This is a genomic window from Bradyrhizobium daqingense (assembly GCF_021044685.1).
Taxonomy (GTDB): Bacteria; Pseudomonadota; Alphaproteobacteria; order Rhizobiales; family Xanthobacteraceae; genus Bradyrhizobium; species Bradyrhizobium daqingense.
Genome location: NZ_CP088014.1, coordinates 2,485,142 through 2,505,790, shown reverse-complemented (window position 1 = coordinate 2,505,790; position 20,649 = coordinate 2,485,142). Strand labels below are relative to the sequence as shown.

The 20,649-nt window shown below is 64.5% G+C and carries 23 protein-coding genes; 8 read left to right on the top strand and 15 right to left on the bottom strand.

The genetic code is table 11. The features are described from left to right. Positions 1-323: 323 nt before the first annotated feature. Positions 324-842: a DUF2231 domain-containing protein gene (locus tag LPJ38_RS12000; RefSeq protein ID WP_145632720.1), complete on the top strand. Its 519-nt coding sequence runs from the start codon at positions 324-326 to the stop codon at positions 840-842. 112 nt (positions 843-954) lie between these two features. Here the strand turns inward: LPJ38_RS12000 and LPJ38_RS11995 are convergent, their stop codons facing one another. Together LPJ38_RS11995 and LPJ38_RS11990 are read right to left on the bottom strand one after the other, a co-directional pair. Further along, positions 955-1,212: a hypothetical protein gene (locus LPJ38_RS11995; RefSeq protein WP_145632723.1), complete on the bottom strand. Its 258-nt coding sequence runs from the start codon at positions 1,210-1,212 to the stop codon at positions 955-957. Positions 1,213-1,340: 128 nt separating this feature from the next. Next, a complete protein-coding gene (locus LPJ38_RS11990; RefSeq protein ID WP_145632725.1) occupies positions 1,341-2,108 on the bottom strand; it encodes a serine acetyltransferase domain-containing protein in 768 nt (255 codons plus the stop codon). Between the two features lie 280 nt (positions 2,109-2,388). On the opposite strand from LPJ38_RS11990, the gene LPJ38_RS11985 reads away from it, so the two are divergent. Next, positions 2,389-3,552, top strand: a complete 1,164-nt coding sequence (locus LPJ38_RS11985; RefSeq protein WP_145632728.1) for an acyl-CoA desaturase — start codon at positions 2,389-2,391, stop codon at positions 3,550-3,552. A 134-nt stretch (positions 3,553-3,686) separates the two neighbouring features. On the opposite strand, the gene LPJ38_RS11980 is transcribed toward LPJ38_RS11985, so the two are convergent. The 4 genes from LPJ38_RS11980 to LPJ38_RS11965 all read right to left on the bottom strand — a co-directional run bounded on the left by LPJ38_RS11980 (position 3,687) and on the right by LPJ38_RS11965 (position 5,991). Then, positions 3,687-4,178 carry a DUF2852 domain-containing protein gene (locus tag LPJ38_RS11980; RefSeq protein ID WP_145632732.1) on the bottom strand — a complete coding sequence of 164 codons (492 nt, stop codon included), beginning with the start codon at positions 4,176-4,178 and terminating at the stop codon, positions 3,687-3,689. Between the two features lie 121 nt (positions 4,179-4,299). Continuing rightward, positions 4,300-5,040, bottom strand: coding sequence for a TetR/AcrR family transcriptional regulator (locus LPJ38_RS11975; RefSeq protein ID WP_145632736.1), 741 nt, complete (start codon positions 5,038-5,040; stop codon positions 4,300-4,302). Positions 5,041-5,166: 126 nt separating this feature from the next. Further along, a complete protein-coding gene (locus LPJ38_RS11970) occupies positions 5,167-5,532 on the bottom strand; it encodes a YciI family protein (protein ID WP_145632739.1) in 366 nt (121 codons plus the stop codon). 54 nt (positions 5,533-5,586) lie between these two features. After that, positions 5,587-5,991: a YciI family protein gene (locus tag LPJ38_RS11965; protein ID WP_145632741.1), complete on the bottom strand. Its 405-nt coding sequence runs from the start codon at positions 5,989-5,991 to the stop codon at positions 5,587-5,589. Positions 5,992-6,358: 367 nt separating this feature from the next. Here LPJ38_RS11965 and LPJ38_RS11960 point away from each other — a divergent pair, with 367 nt between their 5' ends. The 4 genes from LPJ38_RS11960 to LPJ38_RS11945 all read left to right on the top strand — a co-directional run bounded on the left by LPJ38_RS11960 (position 6,359) and on the right by LPJ38_RS11945 (position 10,473). Continuing rightward, positions 6,359-8,023, top strand: coding sequence for a methyl-accepting chemotaxis protein (locus LPJ38_RS11960; protein WP_145632744.1), 1,665 nt, complete (start codon positions 6,359-6,361; stop codon positions 8,021-8,023). Between the two features lie 165 nt (positions 8,024-8,188). Continuing rightward, positions 8,189-8,977, top strand: a complete 789-nt coding sequence (locus LPJ38_RS11955) for an SDR family NAD(P)-dependent oxidoreductase (RefSeq protein ID WP_145632747.1) — start codon at positions 8,189-8,191, stop codon at positions 8,975-8,977. 136 nt (positions 8,978-9,113) lie between these two features. Continuing rightward, entirely contained in the window at positions 9,114-9,551 is a 438-nt protein-coding gene (locus tag LPJ38_RS11950; RefSeq protein ID WP_145632750.1) for a hypothetical protein, read from the top strand. 556 nt (positions 9,552-10,107) lie between these two features. After that, positions 10,108-10,473 carry a hypothetical protein gene (locus tag LPJ38_RS11945; RefSeq protein WP_145633291.1) on the top strand — a complete coding sequence of 122 codons (366 nt, stop codon included), beginning with the start codon at positions 10,108-10,110 and terminating at the stop codon, positions 10,471-10,473. A gap of 105 nt (positions 10,474-10,578) precedes the next feature. Here LPJ38_RS11945 and LPJ38_RS11940 read toward each other — a convergent pair whose 3' ends face one another. The 4 genes from LPJ38_RS11940 to LPJ38_RS11925 form a co-directional block, all read right to left on the bottom strand. Continuing rightward, a complete protein-coding gene (locus tag LPJ38_RS11940; RefSeq protein ID WP_145632754.1) occupies positions 10,579-10,992 on the bottom strand; it encodes a VOC family protein in 414 nt (137 codons plus the stop codon). A gap of 33 nt (positions 10,993-11,025) precedes the next feature. Further along, the gene (locus LPJ38_RS11935) at positions 11,026-11,565 is read right to left on the bottom strand and encodes an SRPBCC family protein (protein ID WP_145632757.1); all 540 of its coding nucleotides are present in this window, start codon (positions 11,563-11,565) and stop codon (positions 11,026-11,028) included. 162 nt (positions 11,566-11,727) lie between these two features. Then, positions 11,728-13,020 carry an RNA polymerase sigma factor gene (locus LPJ38_RS11930; protein ID WP_145632761.1) on the bottom strand — a complete coding sequence of 431 codons (1,293 nt, stop codon included), beginning with the start codon at positions 13,018-13,020 and terminating at the stop codon, positions 11,728-11,730. After that, a complete protein-coding gene (locus tag LPJ38_RS11925; RefSeq protein ID WP_008546388.1) occupies positions 13,017-13,385 on the bottom strand; it encodes a YciI family protein in 369 nt (122 codons plus the stop codon). Before LPJ38_RS11925 ends, LPJ38_RS11930 begins: the two co-directional genes overlap by 4 nt. Before the next feature lie 140 nt (positions 13,386-13,525). Here LPJ38_RS11925 and LPJ38_RS11920 point away from each other — a divergent pair, with 140 nt between their 5' ends. After that, positions 13,526-14,491, top strand: a complete 966-nt coding sequence (locus LPJ38_RS11920) for a 2-hydroxyacid dehydrogenase (protein WP_145632764.1) — start codon at positions 13,526-13,528, stop codon at positions 14,489-14,491. A gap of 35 nt (positions 14,492-14,526) precedes the next feature. On the opposite strand, the gene LPJ38_RS11915 is transcribed toward LPJ38_RS11920, so the two are convergent. Continuing rightward, a complete protein-coding gene (locus LPJ38_RS11915) occupies positions 14,527-15,195 on the bottom strand; it encodes a TetR/AcrR family transcriptional regulator (RefSeq protein ID WP_145632767.1) in 669 nt (222 codons plus the stop codon). Positions 15,196-15,312: 117 nt separating this feature from the next. On the opposite strand from LPJ38_RS11915, the gene LPJ38_RS11910 reads away from it, so the two are divergent. Further along, positions 15,313-15,957 carry a glutathione binding-like protein gene (locus LPJ38_RS11910; RefSeq protein WP_145632769.1) on the top strand — a complete coding sequence of 215 codons (645 nt, stop codon included), beginning with the start codon at positions 15,313-15,315 and terminating at the stop codon, positions 15,955-15,957. 49 nt (positions 15,958-16,006) lie between these two features. On the opposite strand, the gene LPJ38_RS11905 is transcribed toward LPJ38_RS11910, so the two are convergent. From LPJ38_RS11905 to LPJ38_RS11890, 4 genes are read right to left on the bottom strand one after another with little or no spacing between them, the layout of a single operon-like run. After that, positions 16,007-17,311: a TRAP transporter large permease gene (locus LPJ38_RS11905; protein WP_145632772.1), complete on the bottom strand. Its 1,305-nt coding sequence runs from the start codon at positions 17,309-17,311 to the stop codon at positions 16,007-16,009. Between the two features lie 31 nt (positions 17,312-17,342). Next, positions 17,343-17,933 (bottom strand): TRAP transporter small permease subunit, encoded by a 591-nt coding sequence (locus tag LPJ38_RS11900; RefSeq protein WP_145632775.1) that lies wholly within the window; start codon positions 17,931-17,933, stop codon positions 17,343-17,345. Positions 17,934-17,946: 13 nt separating this feature from the next. Continuing rightward, positions 17,947-18,948: a TRAP transporter substrate-binding protein gene (locus LPJ38_RS11895; protein WP_145632778.1), complete on the bottom strand. Its 1,002-nt coding sequence runs from the start codon at positions 18,946-18,948 to the stop codon at positions 17,947-17,949. A 40-nt stretch (positions 18,949-18,988) separates the two neighbouring features. Further along, complete coding sequence (locus LPJ38_RS11890; RefSeq protein ID WP_145632780.1) at positions 18,989-20,647, bottom strand: hydantoinase B/oxoprolinase family protein; 1,659 nt, start codon at positions 20,645-20,647, stop codon at positions 18,989-18,991. Between the last annotated feature and the right edge of the window lie 2 nt (positions 20,648-20,649).

Here is a 20,649-nt window from a genome sequence, read left to right as displayed (position 1 = left end):
GTGCTCCCCAACAGCCGCGCTAGAACCCGCGCGGCCGGCAAGCCTGCTCAAAGCCTTGTCTTTCTGGGGTGCAGGGCTCGTCCAAAGCCAGCCGCCTGCATTCCCCGCCAAGATGTCAAAACTATGGGCCTCGACACGACTTCGGGCGTGACTGTCCGCAAATACCAGAGCCCGGCGTTGGTTAATGCGCGGTTACCGGCGACGAATTTGGCTGCGGGAAATGCAGGCCGCAAAGGGGGATGCCCGGGCGCCCGTCGCCCGTAGGAACCGGCCCACCCGGCAGAAAATTGTCCCGGAAATGACCCTTTTGGCGAGGTTATGCCATGAGTATCAACCCTAAAACGACCGCCGCGATCGGCGATCATCCCCTGCACCCCATGCTGATCCCGTTCCCCATCGCATGCCTGGTCGGCGCGCCCATCGCCGATCTCGCCTTCATCGGAACCGGCGACGGTTTCTGGGCAAGAGCCGCAATCTGGCTGATCGGCGCCGGCATCGTCATGGCGCTCCTCGCTGCCGCGGCGGGCTTCATCGATTTCTTCAGCGAGCCCCGCATCCGCAGCCTGGAGGACGCCTGGTATCACATGGTCGGCAACCTCGCGGCAGTCGTGCTGGCGCTGGTCAATTTCTATGTCCGCTACGCCCAAGGCGCTGAAGCCGCCGTAAAGCCGTGGGGCGTGGTGCTGTCGCTGATCGTCGTCGGCATCCTCTTGTTCACGGGATGGAAGGGCTGGGAGATGGTGTACCGGCATCATGTCGCAGTACTGGACGCACCCGGCCAGACCAGCTCGGAGCCCGTCAATCCGCATCATGGCGGCGAAAGGCACCGCCGCGCCGCCTGAATGCAGCGAGCGTGTTACGGGCGAGTCCGCTGACGCAGGCTGAGCGCATAGAGCCAGCCGCCCGCCGCGATCAGCACGGGCAGAACAAAGAGCGCAAAGTCGCGGAGCAGGATCATGGGTCCAACTCCGCTTGTGCAAAGGAGACGGCGCGCCTGAGCGCAAAAGCGGCAAGGCAATAGAGAGCCCCGCTCAGAAAGACCTGCCAGGCGTTGGTGGTTACGAGGTCATGATAGGACTTGAACTCGGTCGGCCATCCATTGAGGAGGGCGATCGCGAGCGGCAGATAACATCCGAACCGGTCGAACAGGTCCGAGGCACGCGCGAGCAACGCGATGCGCCGCCTGGTCTCCTTACACACAGCAGTGGTCATGGTCGTACCCGTCGGCGCAGGCGAAAAGGCGCCGTATGGGCTTTGGTCGAGCTTCGTCGCGATCGGGTTCTAAGGCGCCTTGTCTTTTGCGCAGGCGCATGGACCAGACCGTCACCTCTCGGTGAGCGTCAGGCGGCGGACGCTGGTTCGGGGCAATTGGTGAGCCGCGCGGGATTGCCGATTGCGGTGCAGCCGGCGGGCACGTCGGCGGTCACGACCGTGCCGGCGCCGATCTTGGCGAAATCGCCAACATCGATGTCCCCGAGGATGGTCGCGCCGGAGCCGATGAAGACGCCGCGACCGATGCGAGGCGAGCGCATCGGTAGGCCGCCATGGCGCCCGATGCTGACGTTCTGAAGAATGGTGGCCTCGTCGCCGACAACGACATTGGCACCGATCACGATGCCGGTGGCGTGGTCGAGATACACCGACGATCCAAGGCTCGCGGCTGGATGAATGCTGACCTGCAAAACGTTCGACGCCTCGTTCTGCAACAGCAGCGCCGCGTCGTGCTGGTCATGACGCCATAGCCAGTGCGAGACGCGCCAGGCTTGCAGCGCGACGTAGCCCTTGAAATGGAGCAGCGGCGGCAGCAGGCCGGCGACGGCGGGATCACGCAGCACGATGGCGCGCAAGTCGCGGCCGGCCGCTTCGACCAGATTTGGCTGACCGCGAAAGGCATCGCGCGAAAACGTCGTGAAGCGCTCGCGTTCGGCCGCGGTGCCGCCGAGCCGACGACCGATCAGGTCGGCCAGGGCGGAGGTAAAATCGTCATGGGCAAGGATGGCGCCGGCAACAGCCTTGCCGAAGATTGGATCCGCCGCTGCGGCGCGCTGCGCCTCGCCGCGGATGTCACGCCAGAGGATCTCGCTCGCTATGATCACAGTCTCCGCCATCTTCGCCGCCTGCGGTGTTTTGACGCTTGCTTCTCGTATCGAATATAGGAGGCAGGCCGCCTGCCCGCCAATTGGCGTCAGCAACACGCGCGGTCGTCTGTGCGCCATGCTCCCCCGTGAGGCTACGAGCTTGCTTGCCAGAGAGCCGTAACCATATAGTCGGTCGGTCCTTCGACCGAAGCCCGCGGTGGTCCGCCATCCGCGGGTTTTTCGTACCCGGCCGCCGCCAAGCTGCCCGATCCAATTCCGCATCCACGTCATCCAAGGTCACGCTGAAAATATGTCGCCCAACGCCCCTGCCGACGACCACCACGACGACATCATGTACCCATCCGCCATACCGTTCCTGCTGGTCCATCTCGGCTGCTTTGCGGCGATCTGGTCCGGCGTCACCTGGCAGGCGGTCGCGATCTGCGTCTCGCTTTATTGCCTGCGGATGTTCGGTATCGGCGCAGGCTATCATCGCTATTTCTCGCATCGGGCGTTTGCAACCGGCCGGGTGTTTCAGTTCATCCTCGCCTGCATTGCGCAAAGCAGCGCGCAGAAGAGCGTATTGTGGTGGGCGGCCAAGCATCGCCACCACCACCTGCATTCCGACACCGAGAACGACGTGCATTCACCGCGTCACCGCGGCTTCCTCTACAGCCACCTCGGCTGGATCTTCGACCGGCAGCACGACGCGACCGACCTCGTGAAGGTCGGCGATCTCGCCGCCTATCCCGAGTTGATGTGGCTGCATCGGCTGGAGCTGCTGCCGGCCTTCGTGCTGGCAGGACTCTGCTTCCTGGTGGCAGGATGGTCGGGTCTGGTCGTCGGCTTCCTCTGGAGCACGGTGCTGGTCTATCACGCCACCTTCTGCATCAATTCGCTCGCCCATGTGCATGGACGTAAGCGCTACGTGACGGGCGACGATTCCCGCAACAACTGGCTTCTAGCCTTGTTCACGCTGGGTGAGGGCTGGCACAACAATCACCACGCCTACCAGAGCAGCGTGCGACAAGGCTTTCGCTGGTGGGAAGTCGACGTGACCTATTACGTCCTGACGGTCCTGTCTTGGATCGGCGTCGTCTGGAACATGAAGGCACCGCCCGAACAGGTGCTACGCAACGAGCAACCGCTCGGCGCGCGGGTCATCCAGCGGGCCGGCCGCGAGCTCGCCGGACGGTTCGATGCGCAGACTCTGGCGCATGCGATCTCGTCGGCCCGCCGCCGGGCCGATCTCGCGCAGCTGCAGCTGCCGTCGCTGCACGACATCCTCAACCGCGCACATGAAGGTGTCGACGCGCTGACGCATCTGCATCTGCCGAAGATTCCGACCCGCGAGGAGTTTTTGGCGGAGGCCAAGGCGATGTTCGCGCGCACGCGATCGCTCAACGAGATCGTTGATCACGCCTACGACCATTTCCTCTCGTCGGTTCGCGCGCAGCTCGCGGCGACGGCCTGAACCGTCCCGGGGCTGCCGCTAAGCTGCCCCCAAAACCAGACCGCCCGCCTGCGGGTTGCGCAGGCGGGCGGCTCGGGGCCATCAGGACTTTGGGGGCATGCGCCTGAAGGCTTTGAGAGGTGCAAACCTTCGGATCAGCCCTGCTGCTGGTCGGTCGGCGGCGGGGTCGGACGCGTCTTGTGCTGCGCCATGAACTGGTCGAACTCTTCCTTGTCCTTGGCGTGACGCAGACGGTCGAGGAAGTTCTTGAACTCGACCTGCTCCTCCTCGAGCCGGCGCAGCGTCTCAGAGCGATATTCGTCGAAGGCGCGGTTGCCGGAGGACGGCGGGCCGAAGCCAAAGCCGAAGCCGCGGCGTTCCATGCGATCGCGCATGCGATCCATCTTGTACTGCATCCGCTCCATCTTGTTCTGCCAGCGATCCTGGTGGCTCCAGCACGACATTCTTCTGCTCCCGAGTGTGAAAAAGAGAAGGGCAAGTCCGATCGGCCACCAGATGATGAAGCCGAGGATGGTCACGGCGATCCAGCCCGGATGCCAGGGCGTATCAAGCATGCGAGGACGCTCGTACTGTTGGTATTGGTCCGAGGGGCCGCGCCATCGATTGACATCAGCGGTGTAGGCCATTTCCCATCTCCATCACGGCACCAGCGCCGTTGTGAATGTAAATAACATTTACATAGGTAGACCATCCCGCGATTTTGTCAAGCTGGCCGCCAGACACGCCCGCGTGATTATTTGCGTAACTTTATTTCGGCTTGCCCGAGGGACTGGCGGGCGGCAGGCCCGAACCGGAGGACGCCTCCGGCGGCACCGGCGGTGGCTCGGCGCCCTTGGCTGGAGGGCGGCGGTCGGTCGGGAAGCCGAGGCCGCGCAGATAAATCAGCACCTCGGCCTCCAGCAGTTCGTCCGGCGACATCGGCAGTTTTCGTCGCGCGGCATCGCCGCGGGAAAACAGCGAGGCCACGCCGTGCGCCATCGACCAGATATGCAAGGCCATCATCATCGCCGGCGGCCGTGGCGTGCCGGGCGGCGTCAGCGCCGCGAGCCGCTCGGCTGCAGCGCGAATGATGTTGAAGGCCCGTTCGCTGGCGGTCTGGAGCGCGGGATTGGCATCCACCGGCACGCCCGATTCGAACATCGCGTTATAGAAGGCGGGCTCCTCGCGGGCGAAGGCGAGATAGGCCTTACCGACGCGCTCGAACGCGGTGACCGTATCGGGGCGCCCGTCGTCCCAGGCCGCGGACAGTCGTGCCTCGAATTGCTCGAAGCCGCGCTGGGCGATCGAGGACAACAGCTCGTCGCGGTCGCGGAAATGCCGATAGGGAGCCGCGGCACTGACGCCGGCCATGCGCGCGGCATCGGCAAAGGTGAAGCCCGCCGCGCCTTTCTCGGCGATCAGGCCGAGAGCGGCCTGCAACAGGGCCTCCTTCAGATTGCCGTGGTGATAGCCGCGCTCGGCGCGGCGCTGCTCCTTGCGCCAGCTCATGTGAACGACCTTTACATGAGCTTGGCGTGAAGGTCACTAGCGGCGGTGAGGCGTGACTGGCCCGTAGATCCACGGGTGGTGCCGGGCCCGACACTCGGGAGCGAGCCCGGAGGCGAACTGGCGACGCTACATCTGCGGAATCGGCAGCACGGGCATGACCTCGATCGCCTCGCCCGGAAAGATCGCAAAATGCGGATGGTCCTCGAACAGCCTTGCGGCTTCCTCCTGCGAGGCGGCGCGCACCACCGTGAAGCCGGTCAGCGCATTGCTGATCTCGGTGATGCCGCTTCCGTCAATCCTGCGGGTCTTGCCGAGCGGGCCGCCCATCTCGACGATGACGGCCTGATGTTTCTCGACCCAGCCGTGCCAGGCGGCCATGCCCTCCTGCTCCTTTGCCTTCCGTTCAGCCTCGGGCAGCGCACGCCAAGCCGCCATTTTCGCTCCGCTCATGCTGCCGAGGTAGACGGCGAGGAATCTGTGTTCGGTGCTCATCGGTCTCTCCCTTGTTGATCTCTTGACGACAGCCGCGGAATTCTCCGCGGCCGGCTACTTCCTCAGATCGTCCAATCCGGCTGCGGCCTGCTCCACGTCAGGCGGAAAGTCGCTCATCTCCTGCACCTGCCGGATTTCGACGATTTCGTTCGGCGAGGCCGGGCATTTCTTCGCCCAGGCGATCGCCTCGGCGCGCGAGGCGACCTCGATCATCCAGTAGCCGCCCAGGACTTCCTTGGCCTCTGCAAAGGGCCCGTCAGTGACCACGGGCTCGCCGGTCGCGAACGAGACGCGCGCGCCCGTCGAGGGCGGGTGCAGGCCGTCGAGTGTGATCAGCACGCCGGCATCCTTCAGCGCCTCGTTGTAGCGCATCATCGCCGCGACACGCTCGGGATCGAGTTGAACGTCCGGCGGCGCGCTCTCGTAGCCGAGCGGGATCATCAGCATCATGAATCGCATGGGTCGTGTCCTGGGTTCTGCGGGCCGGCGCTCACCTCCAGGACGAACGACCGGTTGCGAATCCGACAAGCGAGCAGAAATATTTCGGGACTGACCAACGGGCCGGCTTTGGCGGCGTTCGGCAGCGAGAGCCGGAAAAATAATGCCCCCACGCTCCCGTACAATTACGGGCGCCCTCTGAACAGCACCGTGCATATAGACCCAAAAGTCTCGTTCATTGAACAGGATAGACGGCGCACGAGCTACAGGAGCGGCAGCAGCCTCCGCAAGAATTTAACCATTTGGTCAAGAAGGTCGGGCAACTTTTTGTCTCCGGAAAAACCGTACGGCAATCCTTCATTATTCATCGAGCTATTGCGGGGCTTACGTGTTCAATTTCCAAAGCAAGAAAGTCAGGCACGCCGTTGCGGAGGTCGAGGCACTCGACCGGTCGCAGGCTGTGATCGAATTCGGTCTCGATGGGACCATCCTCGATGCCAATGAGAACTTGCTCAAGCTGAGCGGTTACACACTTGCCGAGATCAAGGGCAAACATCACAGCATCTTCGTCAGCCCGGCCGAGCGCGAGAGCGCCCGTTATCGCGACTTCTGGGCCGGCCTGAACCGCGGCGAGTTCCAGACCACGCAATACAAGCGTTTCGGCAAGGGCGGAAAGGAAATCTGGGTTCACGCCTCCTACGCGCCGCTGCGCGACGAGAACGGCAAGGTGGTCAGCTTCATCAAGTTCGCCACCGACATCTCGGCGAACAAGATCAAGGCCATGGAGGATTCCGGCAAGATCGCTGCGATCAACCGCGCGCAGGCGGTGATCGAGTTCAACATGGACGGCACCATCGTTACCGCCAACGAGAACTTCCTGAACGCGATGGGCTACTCGTTCGACGAGGTCAAAGGCAAGCATCACAGCATGTTCGTGACGCCCGAGGACCGCGCCGGTGCGGCCTATGCCGCCTTCTGGGCCAAGCTGAACCGCGGCGAGTTCGAGGCCGCCGAATACAAGCGGCTGGGCAAGGGCGGCAAGGAGATCTGGATCCTCGCCACCTATAATCCGATCCTCGACGAGAACGGCAAGCCGTTCAAGGTGGTGAAGTTCGCGACCGACGTCACCGCGCAGAAGATGAAGGCGGCCGACAATGACGGACAGCTCGCCGCCATCCAGAAGTCGCAGGCGGTGATCGAATTCAACATGGACGGCACGATCCGAGCCGCCAACGAGAATTTCCTCGCGGCGATGGGCTATTCGCTGACGGAGATCAAGGGCCAGCACCACTCCATGTTCGTCGAGCCGAACGAGAAGAATTCGGCGGCCTATCGCCAATTCTGGGAGACCCTCAACCGGGGCGAATACCAGGCCGCCGAATACAAGCGGATCGCCAAGGGCGGGCGGGAGATCTGGATCCAGGCCTCCTACAACCCGATCTTCGATCTCAATGGCAAGCCCTACAAGGTGGTGAAATACGCCACCGACATCACCGCGCAGGCGATCGGCCGCAAGAAGGCCGACAATGCGCGCGGCCTGATCGAGGCTGTCGCAGCCGGCAGCGAACAGATGAGCGCCTCGATCCGCGAGATCTCCGAGACCATGGCGAAGTCGCGCGAAACCTCCAAGGTCGCGACGACCAGGGTCGAGTCCGCGGACGGCCAGGCACAGAAGCTGGCCGCAGCGGCGCAAGCCATGAGCGGCATCGTCGAGATGATCTCGGGCATCACCAGCCAGATCAACCTGCTCGCACTCAACGCCACGATCGAATCGGCGCGGGCGGGCGAAGCCGGCCGCGGCTTCGCGGTGGTCGCCTCCGAGGTGAAGAGCCTCGCGAACCAGGCCAAGCAGGCGACCGACACGATCACCTCCGAGATCGACGCATTGAACGTGATCTCGGGCGACGTTGCGAGCTCGCTCACCGCGATCAAGGCCGCGATTGCCGGCGTCAACGAGTTCATCGCCTCCACCGCCGCCGCGGTCGAGGAACAGAGCATCGTGACGTCGGACATGTCGGCCAACATGCAGCGGGCCTCGGCGGAGCTGGCCTAGGCGCCATCCTCTTCTCTATCGCCATCATCCCCGATTTCGCGGCCACTCTCATCGAGGTCTGCGAACTCGGCCGCATCGCTGTAGCCCCCTTCCGCGCCGGGACGAAAGCACAGTAAAAGGAGCCTGCACGCGACGCACCCTCTCGACACAGGACGGGATCCACCCATGCCGCAAGCCCCGCAAAAAGTTGTCCTCGTCACCGGCGCCGCGCGCGGAATTGGTCTGGCGACGGCGAAGAAATTTCTCGCCGAGGGCTGGCGTGTGGCGCTGCTCGACATCGAGGGCGAGCTGCTCGGCCGCGCCGTTGCCGAGATCGGCCAGGACGAGGCAACGCTGGCGCTGACCTGCGACATTTCGGATGCAGCCGAGGTGAGCGCGGCAATGACGATGGTCGAGCGGCGGTTCGGCCGGCTGGACGCGCTCGTCAACAATGCCGGCATCGCGGTGTTCGCGCCGCTGATGGAGACGTCGGAGGCCGACTGGCGCCGCGTGCTCGAGGTCAATCTCACCGGCCCGTTCCTCTGCACCAAGGCCGCGGTGCCCCTGATGCGCGACGGCAATGGCGGCGCCATCGTCAACATCACCTCGATCTCGGCGGTGCGCGCCTCGACGCTGCGCTCGGCCTACGGCACCAGCAAAGCGGGCCTCGCCCATCTCACCAAGCAGCTCGCCGTCGAGCTCGCCTCGCTCAACATCCGCGTCAACGCGGTCGCGCCGGGGCCCGTCGACACCGCGATGGCGAAGCAGGTGCACACCAAGGAGATCCGTGCCGATTATCACGACGCCATCCCGCTCAACCGGTACGGCTTGGAAGTGGAGCTCGCGGACGCGATCTACTTCCTGTGCTCGGCGAATGCGAGCTACATTACCGGCCAAATTTTGGCCGTTGATGGCGGCTTCGATGCGGCGGGTATCGGCCTTCCGACGCTGCGCGGCGAACGACGGAACGGGTAGAACCTGGAGGGTGAATGAGCACGGCGGCTGCGCGAAGCGCGGCCGGCGGGCGTAACCCACCTCTTCTCACGCGGCGCCAAGATGGTGGGTTACGCTACGCTAACCCACCCTACAAGATCCAGTTGGTGGAGGCTTCATGCGACGCGTCTCATTCCTCAATGTCCTGATGCTTGCAGCCACGCTGCTCGTCTCTGCGCCCGCGGCCGCCGAGATCCGCATCCTCCAGTCGCCGGGCGGACAGGTCGGCCCGTTCCTCGATCTGTTCGAGAAGGTGCGCGAGAGCGGCGAGCGCGTCGTGATCGACGGTCCCTGCCTGTCCGCCTGCACGCTGGTGCTGAGCATCGTGCCCGGCGAGCGCATCTGCGTCACCAAGCGTGCGGTGCTCGGCTTCCATGCCGCGCGCTCGGTCGACCGACGCGGGCGCTTCTATGCCGAGCCGGAAGCATCGGTCGCGGTGCTCGACGCCTATCCCGGCCCGGTGCGCGATTGGATCAGCCGTCGCGGCGGTCTCACCTCGCGGTTGCTCCTGCTCAAGGGGCGCGATCTCGCCGCGATTTATCCGCGTTGTCGCTGACGAAGTTGGCAGCTGCCCGCGTGTGACGTGAATGGGCTCTGTGAACCGCGTCACATTAGAGGCGATCTTGGCAGTTGACTTGGCGGCTTACTTGGCTGGCCCCAGGCCATACGCCGGGTTCCCTGTGCTCGCATGCAGCGTACGCACCGGGAGATTTGCGCCATCAGGCGCTGGCTGCATTCAGAAGAGAGTCTGTATCACCGGTGCCAGCTTCGCGCTGGCGCAGATGAGCATTCCCCAAAGAGCAAAGTTGATCTGTAGCGCCGCTGCCATCGGTCGCTCCCCTAAGTGACGTCCATCCCAGTTTGTAGCTTTTATGAATCACCAATAGCGATTCTGGCGTGCAGATCACAGCCCAATATTGCGTCAATTGTTGTGCGATGCAGTTGGCGTGATTTCACGAAGCGGCCGCACTGCTCCCGCAAAGTGATGCGAATCGCGAGTTAATTACATGGCCGTGCCGGCCGACCCGTTTGCCTTAAGTTCCATTTCACCGACGCGATGCAAGCCCTCCCGCGTGGAACTTGCGCAGCGCGCAGCGAACTTTGGGTCCGGCATGATGCGATACGGCTTTATCTTGCTTACTTTCTGCACAACGCTGCTTGGCTGTGCAGTCGCAGCAGCGCAGGAGCGCCGTCCGATCGCGTGGGATGGCCTCGGCCAGGACCCCAACAAGAGCGCGAACCGCGTTCATGCCGCGAAGCGGCCGACAGCGCCCCCTGCGCCCGCAGCGAGTGATCCCAATCAGGATCGGGAACGCGTGCTCGGCACCTTGCGGCCTTATTCCGAAGCGTGGTGGGCGGTCCACGACGAGATCGAAGCGGAGAAGGACAGGCAGCTCGGCACCAAGCTCGTGATCTGTCCTCGCTGCGTGCAACCATCATCGCCGCAGGGCGAGGACGTAACCGGCTCGATCCGGTGAGACCACGGCGATCGGCGCGCGACGGAACGATCCCATGCGCGTCCCCTCTCCCGCAGCATGGAGAGAGGGAACCGCAGCTCCATCAAACATGTGCGCAATCGCGCATCACATTCCTTCGGCCGGACAGTTCACCATCCAGGGAATGCCGAACTTGTCGACGCACATGCCAAACCCTTTCGCCCAGAACGTCTTGCTGAAGGGCATGGTGACGGTGCCGCCGTCGGCGAGCGCGTTGAACTTGCGCTCGCCATCCGCGGGATCCTTGACCGTGAGCGAGATCGCAAAGCCTTGCGGCTTCTGAAAATGCTCGGGCGGCGAGTCGGACGCCATCAGCACAGTGCCGTCAGGCAGCGACATCCGCGCATGCATGATCATCTTCTCGCGGCCGGGTGTAGCCGGCATCTCCGGCGGCGCGTCCGACGAACGCATCAGCGCGTCGATCTTGCCGCCGAGACTCTTTGCGTAATAGTTGAACGCGGCTTCGCAATTGTCCTGATAGAACAGATAGGGATTGAGCATCGTTTCTCTCCTCTTCTTCCTTCGCGGTGAAGTCTATTGCTTCTCGGCAAGCTTCTTCAGGCTGGCGAGGCCGGTCTCGAAATCCTTGCCGATCATGCTGTCCATGTTGATGAACACCTGCATCACTTTGGACACGAACGGGGCCGGACCGTCCATGGTCCATGTGACCAGTGTGCCATCGCCTTGCGGCACAAAGGTGAACTCGGCGGTGTTGTGGCCTTCGAACGGACGCTCGAAATCGAGCTTGATGCGGAGCTTCGAGGGCGCATTCGCCTCGAGGATTTCCATGTGCCCGGCGCCGACATTGCTGTTGCCGTCCCAGGCGTAGGTCGCGCCCTTGCCTTCCGCGGTTCCGCCAAAGGTCCGCTTCATGGCGGGGTCGCGGTTTTCATAGGGCGACCAGGCGGTCCAGCGGCGGAAATCGGCGACCACCGGATAGATCGCATCGGCCGGCGCTTTCACGGCAAGACTGCGCTCGACGCGGAAAGTGTCGGGCTTCATCAGGGCAAAGACGAGGATTCCCGCAAGTCCGGCCGCGAGAACGATGGCGATGATGGCAATGGCTTTCAGCATGGATGACTCCCTGGATACGGGATGAAGACGAAGGGAGGGAGCCGGCGCCGACAATCATGGCAATGTTTTTTGATTGTCATTCCGGGATGGTCCGAAGGACCAGACCCGGAATCTCGAGATTCCGGGTTCGATGCTTCGCATCGCCCCGGAATGACGAGGCCGCTACTTCACCTTCGCCTTGCCGGACGCCGCCCCCTTCGGCTGGCTGTCCCGAATCAAGCGATCGAGATGCATGCGGATGTGGGCGGCCTCCGCGGACGTGTTGGCCAGCGCAATGGCGCGGTCGAAGGCGATGCGGGCCTCGTCGTTGCGGCCTAGCTGCATCAGGAAGGCGCCGCGCACGCCATAGAAGTGGAAGTAATTGGCGAGCTTCGGCGCCAGCGGCTCGATCAACTCGAGCGCAGCCTGCGGCCCGCGCACCTTGGAGACCGCGACCGCGCGGTTGAGCGTCACCACCGGTGAAGGCTGCACCACTTCGAGCGCGCCGTAGAGCAGGTCAATCTGGGTCCAGTCGGTCTCCTCCGGAGTCGCTGCGCGCGCATGCAGCGCGGCGATCGCGGCCTGGATCTGGTAGGGTCCGCTACGGCGGTGGCGCATCGCCTTGTCGATCAGCGCGAGGCCTTCCGCGATCATAGTGCCGTTCCACAGCGAACGGTCCTGGTCGTCGAGCAGGATGAGCGAGCCATCCGCGGCAAAGCGCGCGGCGCTGCGCGCATGTTGCAACAGGATCAGCGCCGTCAGGCCCATGATCTCCGGCTCACTCTGGAACAGCCGCAGCAGCAGGCGCGCCAGCCGGATCGCCTCTTCGCACAGCGGCTTCCTGATTTCCGCGGTGTCGCCGCTCGCCGAATAGCCCTCGTTGAAGATCAGGTAGATCATCGCCGCAACGCCAGCGAGCCGCTCGGAGCGCTCGATCGCGCCGGGCGCCTCGAACGGGACGCCGGCGTCGGCAACCTTGGCCTTGGCGCGCGTGATGCGCTGCTCCATCGCCGCTTCCGAGACCAGGAAAGCGCGTGCGATCTGCTTCACGGTGAGACCGGAGACGATGCGCAGCGCCAGCGCGATCTGCTGCGTCGCCGGCAGCTGCGGGTGGCAGCAGATGAACATCAGCCGCAAGATGTCGTCGCGGTAGTGCGAGCCGTCGAGCCGCTCGGCGAGCGCACCCTCGGCATCATCGAGATCGGAGATCGCCTGGTCGTCCTCGGGCAGCGGCTGCTGCCTGCGGGCGCGGCGCACCTCGTCGATGGCGACGTTGCGGCCGACCATGATCAGCCATGCCGCGGGATCGCGCGGCGGCCCGTTCTGCGGCCAGGTTTTCAGCGCGCGCAGGCAGGCGTTCTGGAAGGCCTCCTCGGCCGTATCGAGATCGCGGAAATAGCGCAGCAACGCGCCGACCGCCTGGGGTCGCGCCGAGGTCAGCGCAGTCTCGATCCAGGCGGTGTCGGCTTCGCTCACGTCAGATTCCCTCCGGGCCTGAACACGCCGACGGGACGCACTTCATAGGCACCGCCGGGATTGGCCGCACCGAGATCGCGCGCGACGTCGAGCGCGTCGTCGAGGTTCTTGCAATCGACGATGTAGAAGCCGAGCAGCTGCTCCTTGGTCTCGGCGTAGGGGCCGTCGAGCACCAGCGGCGGATCTTCCTTGCGCAGCGTCGCCGCCGCCGTGGTCGGCAACAGCCGAGCAACCGGGCCGAGCCGGCCCTGGCTGGTGAGCTTCTCCTGCACCACGGCGAGCTTCTTCATCACGGCCTCATCCTGCTCCTTGCTCCAGGAGCCGACGAAGTCCTCATCGTGATAGCAAAGGATGGCATAAAGCATAGGCAACACTTTCCTCGTCTGTTCTAAAGACGCGCCAATATGCCCCGCTCCGACAGGGCTGCGGAAAAAATTTGCAAGAAAAATCCGTCAGATCATGCCAAGGAGGGCCTTCTCAAGCGGAACTCGACGAGGCACTTCGAATGACCAAGGGCACACTGGCCGTCCTGATCAACAGCATGCAGCAGAACTGGTCGCCGGAGCGCTGGAGGGCCCGGTTCGACGCGGTCTGCGGCGGCCGCCGCGTCGTGCTGCTGCCCGACTCCGCGCTTGATCCGGCCGAGGTGCACTATGCGGCAGTGTGGAAACCGGTGCCGGGCGATCTCGGCGCCTTCCCCAATCTGCGTGCGATCTTCAATCTCGGCGCCGGCGTCGACGCGTTGATGGCGGACAAGAGCCTGCCCGACGTGCCGCTGGTGCGCGTCGCCGTGCCCGACCTGACCAACCGCATGACCGAATATGTCGTGCTGCACGTGCTGATGCACCACCGCCAGGAGCTTTATCTGCGGGAGTCGCAGCGCGTAAAGCGCTGGGCACCGACATATCAATGGCCCGCCAGCGCGGTCACCGTCGGCATCATGGGATTGGGCACGCTGGGCACGGATGCTGCCGACGTGCTGCGCCGGCTCGGCTTCCGCGTTGCCGGCTGGAGCCGCAGCCCGCGGACGATCGAAGGCGTCGAATGCTTCCATGGCACGGCCGGGATGGATGCGTTCCTGCGCAAGACCGATATCCTCGTCAGCCTGCTGCCGCTGACGCCCGACACGCATGGCATCCTCGACCGCGACGTCTTCGCAAAGCTCAACCGCAACAGCCCGCTCGGCGCGCCGGTGCTGATCAATGCCGGCCGCGGCGGCCTGCAGAACGAGGCCGACATCCTGGCCTGCCTCGACGACGGCACGCTGGGCGCCGCCTCGCTCGACGTCTTCGTGCAGGAGCCGCAGCCGCAAGACAGCCCGTTCTGGACCCACCCCAAGGTGGTGCTGACCCCGCATAATGCCGCCGACACCGACGCGGACGCGATCTCGGCCTATGTCGCCGAGCAGATCGCGAGATTCGAGGCGGGCGCCACGCTGGAGAACGTGGTGGATCGGGCAAAAGGGTATTAGAGGCGCTACACACTCGCTGTCGTCCCGGCGCCGGCTCAGGTTTTTGGCCCAGCCCCCACCATCACGTCGATCGCGCCCTTCACGATCGCCTCGAGCTCCTTGCGTGGAACGCGCGCACGCGAGCGGATGGCGATGGTGTGAATGGTGGCGGAGGCGATCTGCGCCAGCGCGAATGGATCGGCGCTCTCCGGCAGCTCGCCTTTCTCCTTGGCGCGGCGGAAACAATTTGCAAAAGCTTTGTCGAGGCCAGTGAGGCCTTCGAGCACCATGGCGCGGATATCGGGATCGCCAACGGCTTCGGACGCCGCGGTCACCACCGTGAAGCAACCGCGAGGGCCAGTGTCACCGGACAGATAGATGTCCAGCGCGGCGGCGTAGATGCGCTCCAGCCGCTGACGCACCGGCATCTCCTCGCGGAAGATATCGACCATCGCCGCGCCGGCTTGCTCGCGGTAACGCTGGTAGCTCTTGATGTAGAGCTCGCGCTTGTCGCCGAAGGCGCCATAGAGACTCGGACGATTCATCCCCGTCGCCTCGCTGAGATCGTCGAGCGAGGTCGCGGCAAAGCCCTGCTTGCGGAACAGGTCGAGCGCGCGGCCGAGCGCGACATCGGGCTCGTAGGCGCGCGGACGGCCGCGGCGCTTGGGTTCGCCGCGGCGCGCGGGCGCACTTGCGGCGGCTGGCGGCTTCGATTTTTGTACCATTTCGCAATTTAATCCTTGACCGCCCCCATATTATGCAAGATGGTACAAAAATCAATCTGGCCAGGTTGAGCGACACTCCGAAAAGTCACATCGAGGAATTGCCCAAGGAGGCTACAGATGGATCTCTATTTCTCGCCGCTCGCCTGTTCGATGGCGACCCGCGTCGCGTTGTACGAAGCCGGCGCCGAGGCGAATTATGTCGAAGTCGATCCGCCGTCCAAGCAGGTGCTGAACGACGGCTCCGACTTCCGTACCGTGAATCCGATCGGCCTCGTGCCGACGCTGCGCACCGATGAGGGCGTGGTACTGACCGAGAACGCGGCGATCCTGCAATATGTCGCCGACCGCTTTCCGCAATCCGGCCTCGGCGCCGCCGCCGGCATCGAGCGCACGCGGCTGCATCAATGGCTCTGCTTCATCGGCACCGAGCTGCACAAGAGCCTGTTCGTTCCCCTGCTCGACCGCAAGGCGCCGCAGGAGGCCAAGGCCTATGCGCTGGAGAAGAACCTGTCGCGGCTCGACTATCTCGACGACCATCTCAAGGGCCGCGACTTCCTGCTCGACCATTTCAGCGTCGCCGACGCCTATCTCGTCACGGTCATCAATTGGACCATGGCGACCCCGCCGGTCGAGCTCGCGAAATGGCCGAACCTGAAGGCCTATCACGACCGCCTGCGTCAGCGTCCTTCGATTGCCCGCGCGATCGCCGAGGAGTTCGAGCTGTACAAGGCCGAGCTCGCGCGGAAGAAGGCGGCGGCGTAAGCCTGGAGAATCGAAACGCCGTCCCGGCCGCAGCCGGGACGGCGCGACTCTACCCGTACAGCACACGCGGCAGGATCGTGACGATGCCCGGCCAGACCGTCAGCAGCAGCACGAAGCCGATCATGATCACCAGATAAGGCAGCGTCACGCGCGCGATGTAGCCGAGACCGTCGTCGGTCAGTCCCTGGATCACGAACAGGTTGAATCCGACCGGCGGTGTGATCTGCGCCATCTCGACGGCGAGCACGAGGAAGACGCCGAACCAGATCTCGTCGAAACCCGCGCCCTTCACGATCGGCAGCACGATCGGCAGCGTCATCACGATCATCGAGAAGCCGTCGAGGAAACAGCCGAGGACGAGATAGAAGACGACCAGCACCACGATCAGCATGAACGGCGACAGGCCGAGGCCCTTGACGAAGGCCGCGACCGCCTGCGGGATGCCGAGGAAGGCCGCGGCATTGCCGAGGATCGAGGCCCCCAACACGATCAGCGCGATCATCGAGCAGGTCACGACCGAGCCGATCAGCACGTCGCGCATCACCTGCTGCGACATCGAGCCTTGCGCCCAGGCCACCAGCGCGGCGCCGAGCACGCCGACGGCAGCGGCCTCCGACGGCGTCGCCAGCCCGCCATACATCGAGCCGAGCACGCAGGCGATCAGGAACAACGCCGGCGCGAGATCCTTCAGCGCGGCGAAGCGCTCGCTCCACGGCACCTCGGCGAGCTTTGCTTCGGTCTCCGGCCCCATGGTGCGGTTGAGGGTAGTGTGCAGCATCACCCAGGCCATGAAGGTAGCGGCCAGCAGAAATCCCGGCAGGACGCCGGCCGTGAACAGCTTCAGGATCGAGACGTCGCCGAGCACGCCGTAGATGATCATGATGTTGGACGGCGGAATCAAAAAGCCGAGCGTGCCGGCGCCGGCGAGCGAGCCGATCGCGATGTCGCGCGAATAGCCGCGGCGCGTGAGCTCGTTGAGCGACATGCGGCCGATGACCTGCGTGGTCGCCGCCGACGAGCCGGAGATCGCCGCGAAGATGGTGCAGCCGATCACGTTCACATGCAGCAGGCGGCCGGGCAAAAGCCCGGCCCAAGGTGCCAATCCCTGAAACAGCGAGCGCGACAGACGGGTGCGAAACAGCAGCTCGCCCATCAGGATGAACAGCGGCAGTGCCAGCAGCTCCTGCGTGGTGAGGATGTTCCAGGCGTATTGCGGCAGCAGCTTGTCGAGCGGGATCGAGCGGAACATCGCGAGCAGCAGCGTCGCGGTCAGCGCCAGCGTGAGGCCGATCCAGACGCCGCAGGCCAGCAGCGCGAACAGGATCGCAAAGAGAGCGACGACTTCGATGGTCATGCGATCCTGAATCCTGGAACGAGCAAAGCGATCATTCGACGGGCGAAGCCTTCATGCGGTGATCCTCCAGCGGCAGCCCGAGCGCGGCCTGGATCGCGCGCGCCAGGAACTGGAGCGTCAGCAGCAGCATGCCGAAGGTGACGACCGCTTCGGGAAACCACAGCGGCGTATCGCTGGACGTCGAGACCTGGCCGCGCACATAGGCGGCGAAGGCGAACTTCGCCATGGCCGAGGTCAGGAACGCCATGAAGGCGAACCCGGCCGCCGCCGACAGGATCTCGAGCGCACGCTGCACCGGCGCTGGAGCGTTCTTGAGCAGCAGCACGACGCGGATGTGACCGCCGACCCGCAACGTCATGGCAGCGCCGAAAGTGAAGGACGCCGCCATCAGATAGGAGGAGTATTCCCAGGCGATCGAGATCGACGGCGGGAAGAATGAAAAGAAGTTCGAGAGGAAGCGCGTTGCGACCTCGCACAGCATCAACAGTGTCAGCATCAAAAGGCAGCCACCGCCGATCCACCCGTCGAGCCGGCCGAGGCGGTCGATACCGTCAAGGATGATCCGCAGCGGCGCGGGCGCCGCTGCGTTGAGGCTCTGCGGAGCTTCGGACGAGACGCTCACCTTGGACGACCCCTCAGCCGCGCTTCATTTCGGCGAGATAGGCCCGCACCGGCTTGTCAGCGGCCGGCACGCGTTTGAGGAACGCATCGAGCTGCGGCGCAGTCTTGGTTCGGATGTCCTTCATCATGGCGTCCGAGACCGGCACCACCTCCATGCCGCCCTCCTTGAGGCGGTTGAGGCTGTCGACGTCGGCCTTGAGCGAGTTGGCCCAGAAGATTGGCTCCATCTTCGCCGCGGTATCCGCAACGAGCTTCTGTTGATCTGCGGACAGAGCCTTCCAGGAATCGAGATTGACGGTGAGCATCTGCGACGACCAGACGTGGTTGGTCGGGTAGACGTATTTCAGGAATTCCCAGAATTTTCCGTCGACACCCGAGACGGACGAGGTGGACACGCCCGAGACCGCACCCGAGGCCAGCGCCGGTATTGTCTCGCCCCAGGGGATCATCACCGGGGCCATGCCGACCACGGCCAGCATGTCGACGGCGTTCTTGTCGGGCACGCGGATCTTGATGTTCTTCAGGCCTTCGACGTCAGCGACCTTGACCTTGAGATGCAGATATTGCGTCGGCCACGGCACGATGTAGAGGATCTTCTGGTTGTTGCGCGCGGCGACCTTCTCGTATTCGGGCCGCACATATTTGTGCAGCACCTTGAGCTCGTCCATCGAGCTGCACAGGAAGGGAATGCTCTCGACGCCCATGAAGGGCTCGTCGCCGACCTGCTGGATGTTGAGGACGTCGGCGAGCGGCACCAGGCCATCGCGCACGGCGCGCAGATGCTCGGGGCCCTTGAAGCCGAGTTGGCCGCCGGCCTTCACGGTGATGCTGACCGTGCCGCCGCTCTGCTTCTTCACCTCCTCCGCGAAGGCCATCGCGTTCTGGGTGTGGAAATTGCCGTCCGGCCAGACCGTGGACAAGTCCCAGCTCACGTTCGCCGCCTGGGCGCGGGTCGAGACGTGGCCGGCCGCCAGCAGCGTCGCTGCGCCCGCGGTGAAGTTTCGACGCGTGATCATTGCACCCCCTCCGTTTGCTATCGCACAAGACGGCAGCGCGTCACCGTGCGTACCCATAGACCGCAACTGCATTGTCAGCAGACACCAGGCCGCTTTCGACGTCGTCCTGGATCGCCGCTCGATCGCGCTGGGCAGGCGCGCCGATGCCGGCGCCGCCAGGCGTCAGCACCACCAGCCGGTCGTCCGGCGGCACCTGCTGAAAGCCTTTTCCACGCAGCTTCTTGCCCGACTTGAGGCCGACATAGCCGGCCTCGCCGTCCTTGCCGCCGTCGCGCCCGCGCGGCGGATGATCGATGCGGTCGAACGCGGCCAGGATGTCGAACGGCGCATCGACGCCGCTGCCGACCTCGATGATCTGACCGAGCCCGCCGCGCGTGCGCCCCGCTCCGCCGGAATCCGGCCGCAACTCCTTGCGCCAGAAGATCAAGGGCGTCTGCGTCTCCGCGATCTCGACCGGGGTGCCGCGCACGCCGCTGGGATAGGCGGTGGCCGACAGCCCGTCCTTGCCGAAGCGCGCGCCGGTGCCGCCATTGGAGGTCACCGCCATCGAGAATCCGTAATTGCCGCCGGCGCCGCTGCGCGTCTGGCCGCGCACGTTGAGATTCCACAGGCACGAGGTGCCTTCGGCCGGCACGCGCTCGGGAATGATCTGGCGCAGGCAGCCGAACACGACGTCGGGCAGCATCTGGCCGATGACGTGGCGCGAGGCGACCGGCGCCGGCTTCGGCGCATTGAGGATCGCGCCCGGCGGTGCCGACACCGTCAGCGGCGAAAGCGAACCGGCATTGTTCGGGATTTGCGAGGCGACGACGCAGCCGAGCCCGAATACGGTATAGGCGGTGGTGTAGGACAGCGGCACGTTGATGCCGAACTTGGAGGCAGTCGAGGTGCCGTCGAAATCGACGTGGATGCCTGCATCCGAGATCGTCAGCGTCGCCGCGAGCGTCACCGGCGCATCATAGCCGTCGACGACCATGGTGTTGCGCCAGCTCCCCTTCGGCAGCTTGGCGATCTCCGCGAGCACGGCCTCGCGCGAGCGGTCGCAGATGTAGTCGCCGAGCTCGTCGAGCGTATCGATGCCGAACTCGGTCATCATCTCGACCAGGCGCTCGCAGCCGACGTCATTGCAGCCGGCGAGCGAATAGGTATCGCCCTCGGTGTCGATCGGCAGCCGCGTATTGGTGCGGATCATCGCCATCAGCGTCTCGTTGACGACGCCCTGGTCGATCAGCTTGAGCATGGGGATGTAGAGCCCCTCCATGAACACGTCGGTGGCGTCGGGCCCGAAGCCGATGCCGCCGATGTCCATGAGATGGCTGGTGCAGGAGAACAGCGCGACCGGCTTGCCGTCCTTGAAGCAGGGCGTGGTGACGACGAAGTCGTTGAGATGGCCGGTGCCCATCCAGGGATCGTTGGTGATGTAGGCATCGCCTTCCTTCATCGTCTCGATCGGGAAGTGCGCAATGAAATGCTTGACCGATTCCGCCATCGAGTTGACGTGGCCGGGCGTACCGGTCACCGCCTGCGCCAGCATGCGGCCCTTGAGATCGAACACGCCGGCCGAGAGATCGCCGCATTCGCGCACGATCGGGCTGAACGCGGTGCGCAGCAGCACCTGCGCCTGCTCTTCGACGACGGCGATCAGCCGGTGCCACATAATCTGGAGATCGATCAGGCTCGCGCCGTTTGCCTTGCTCATGA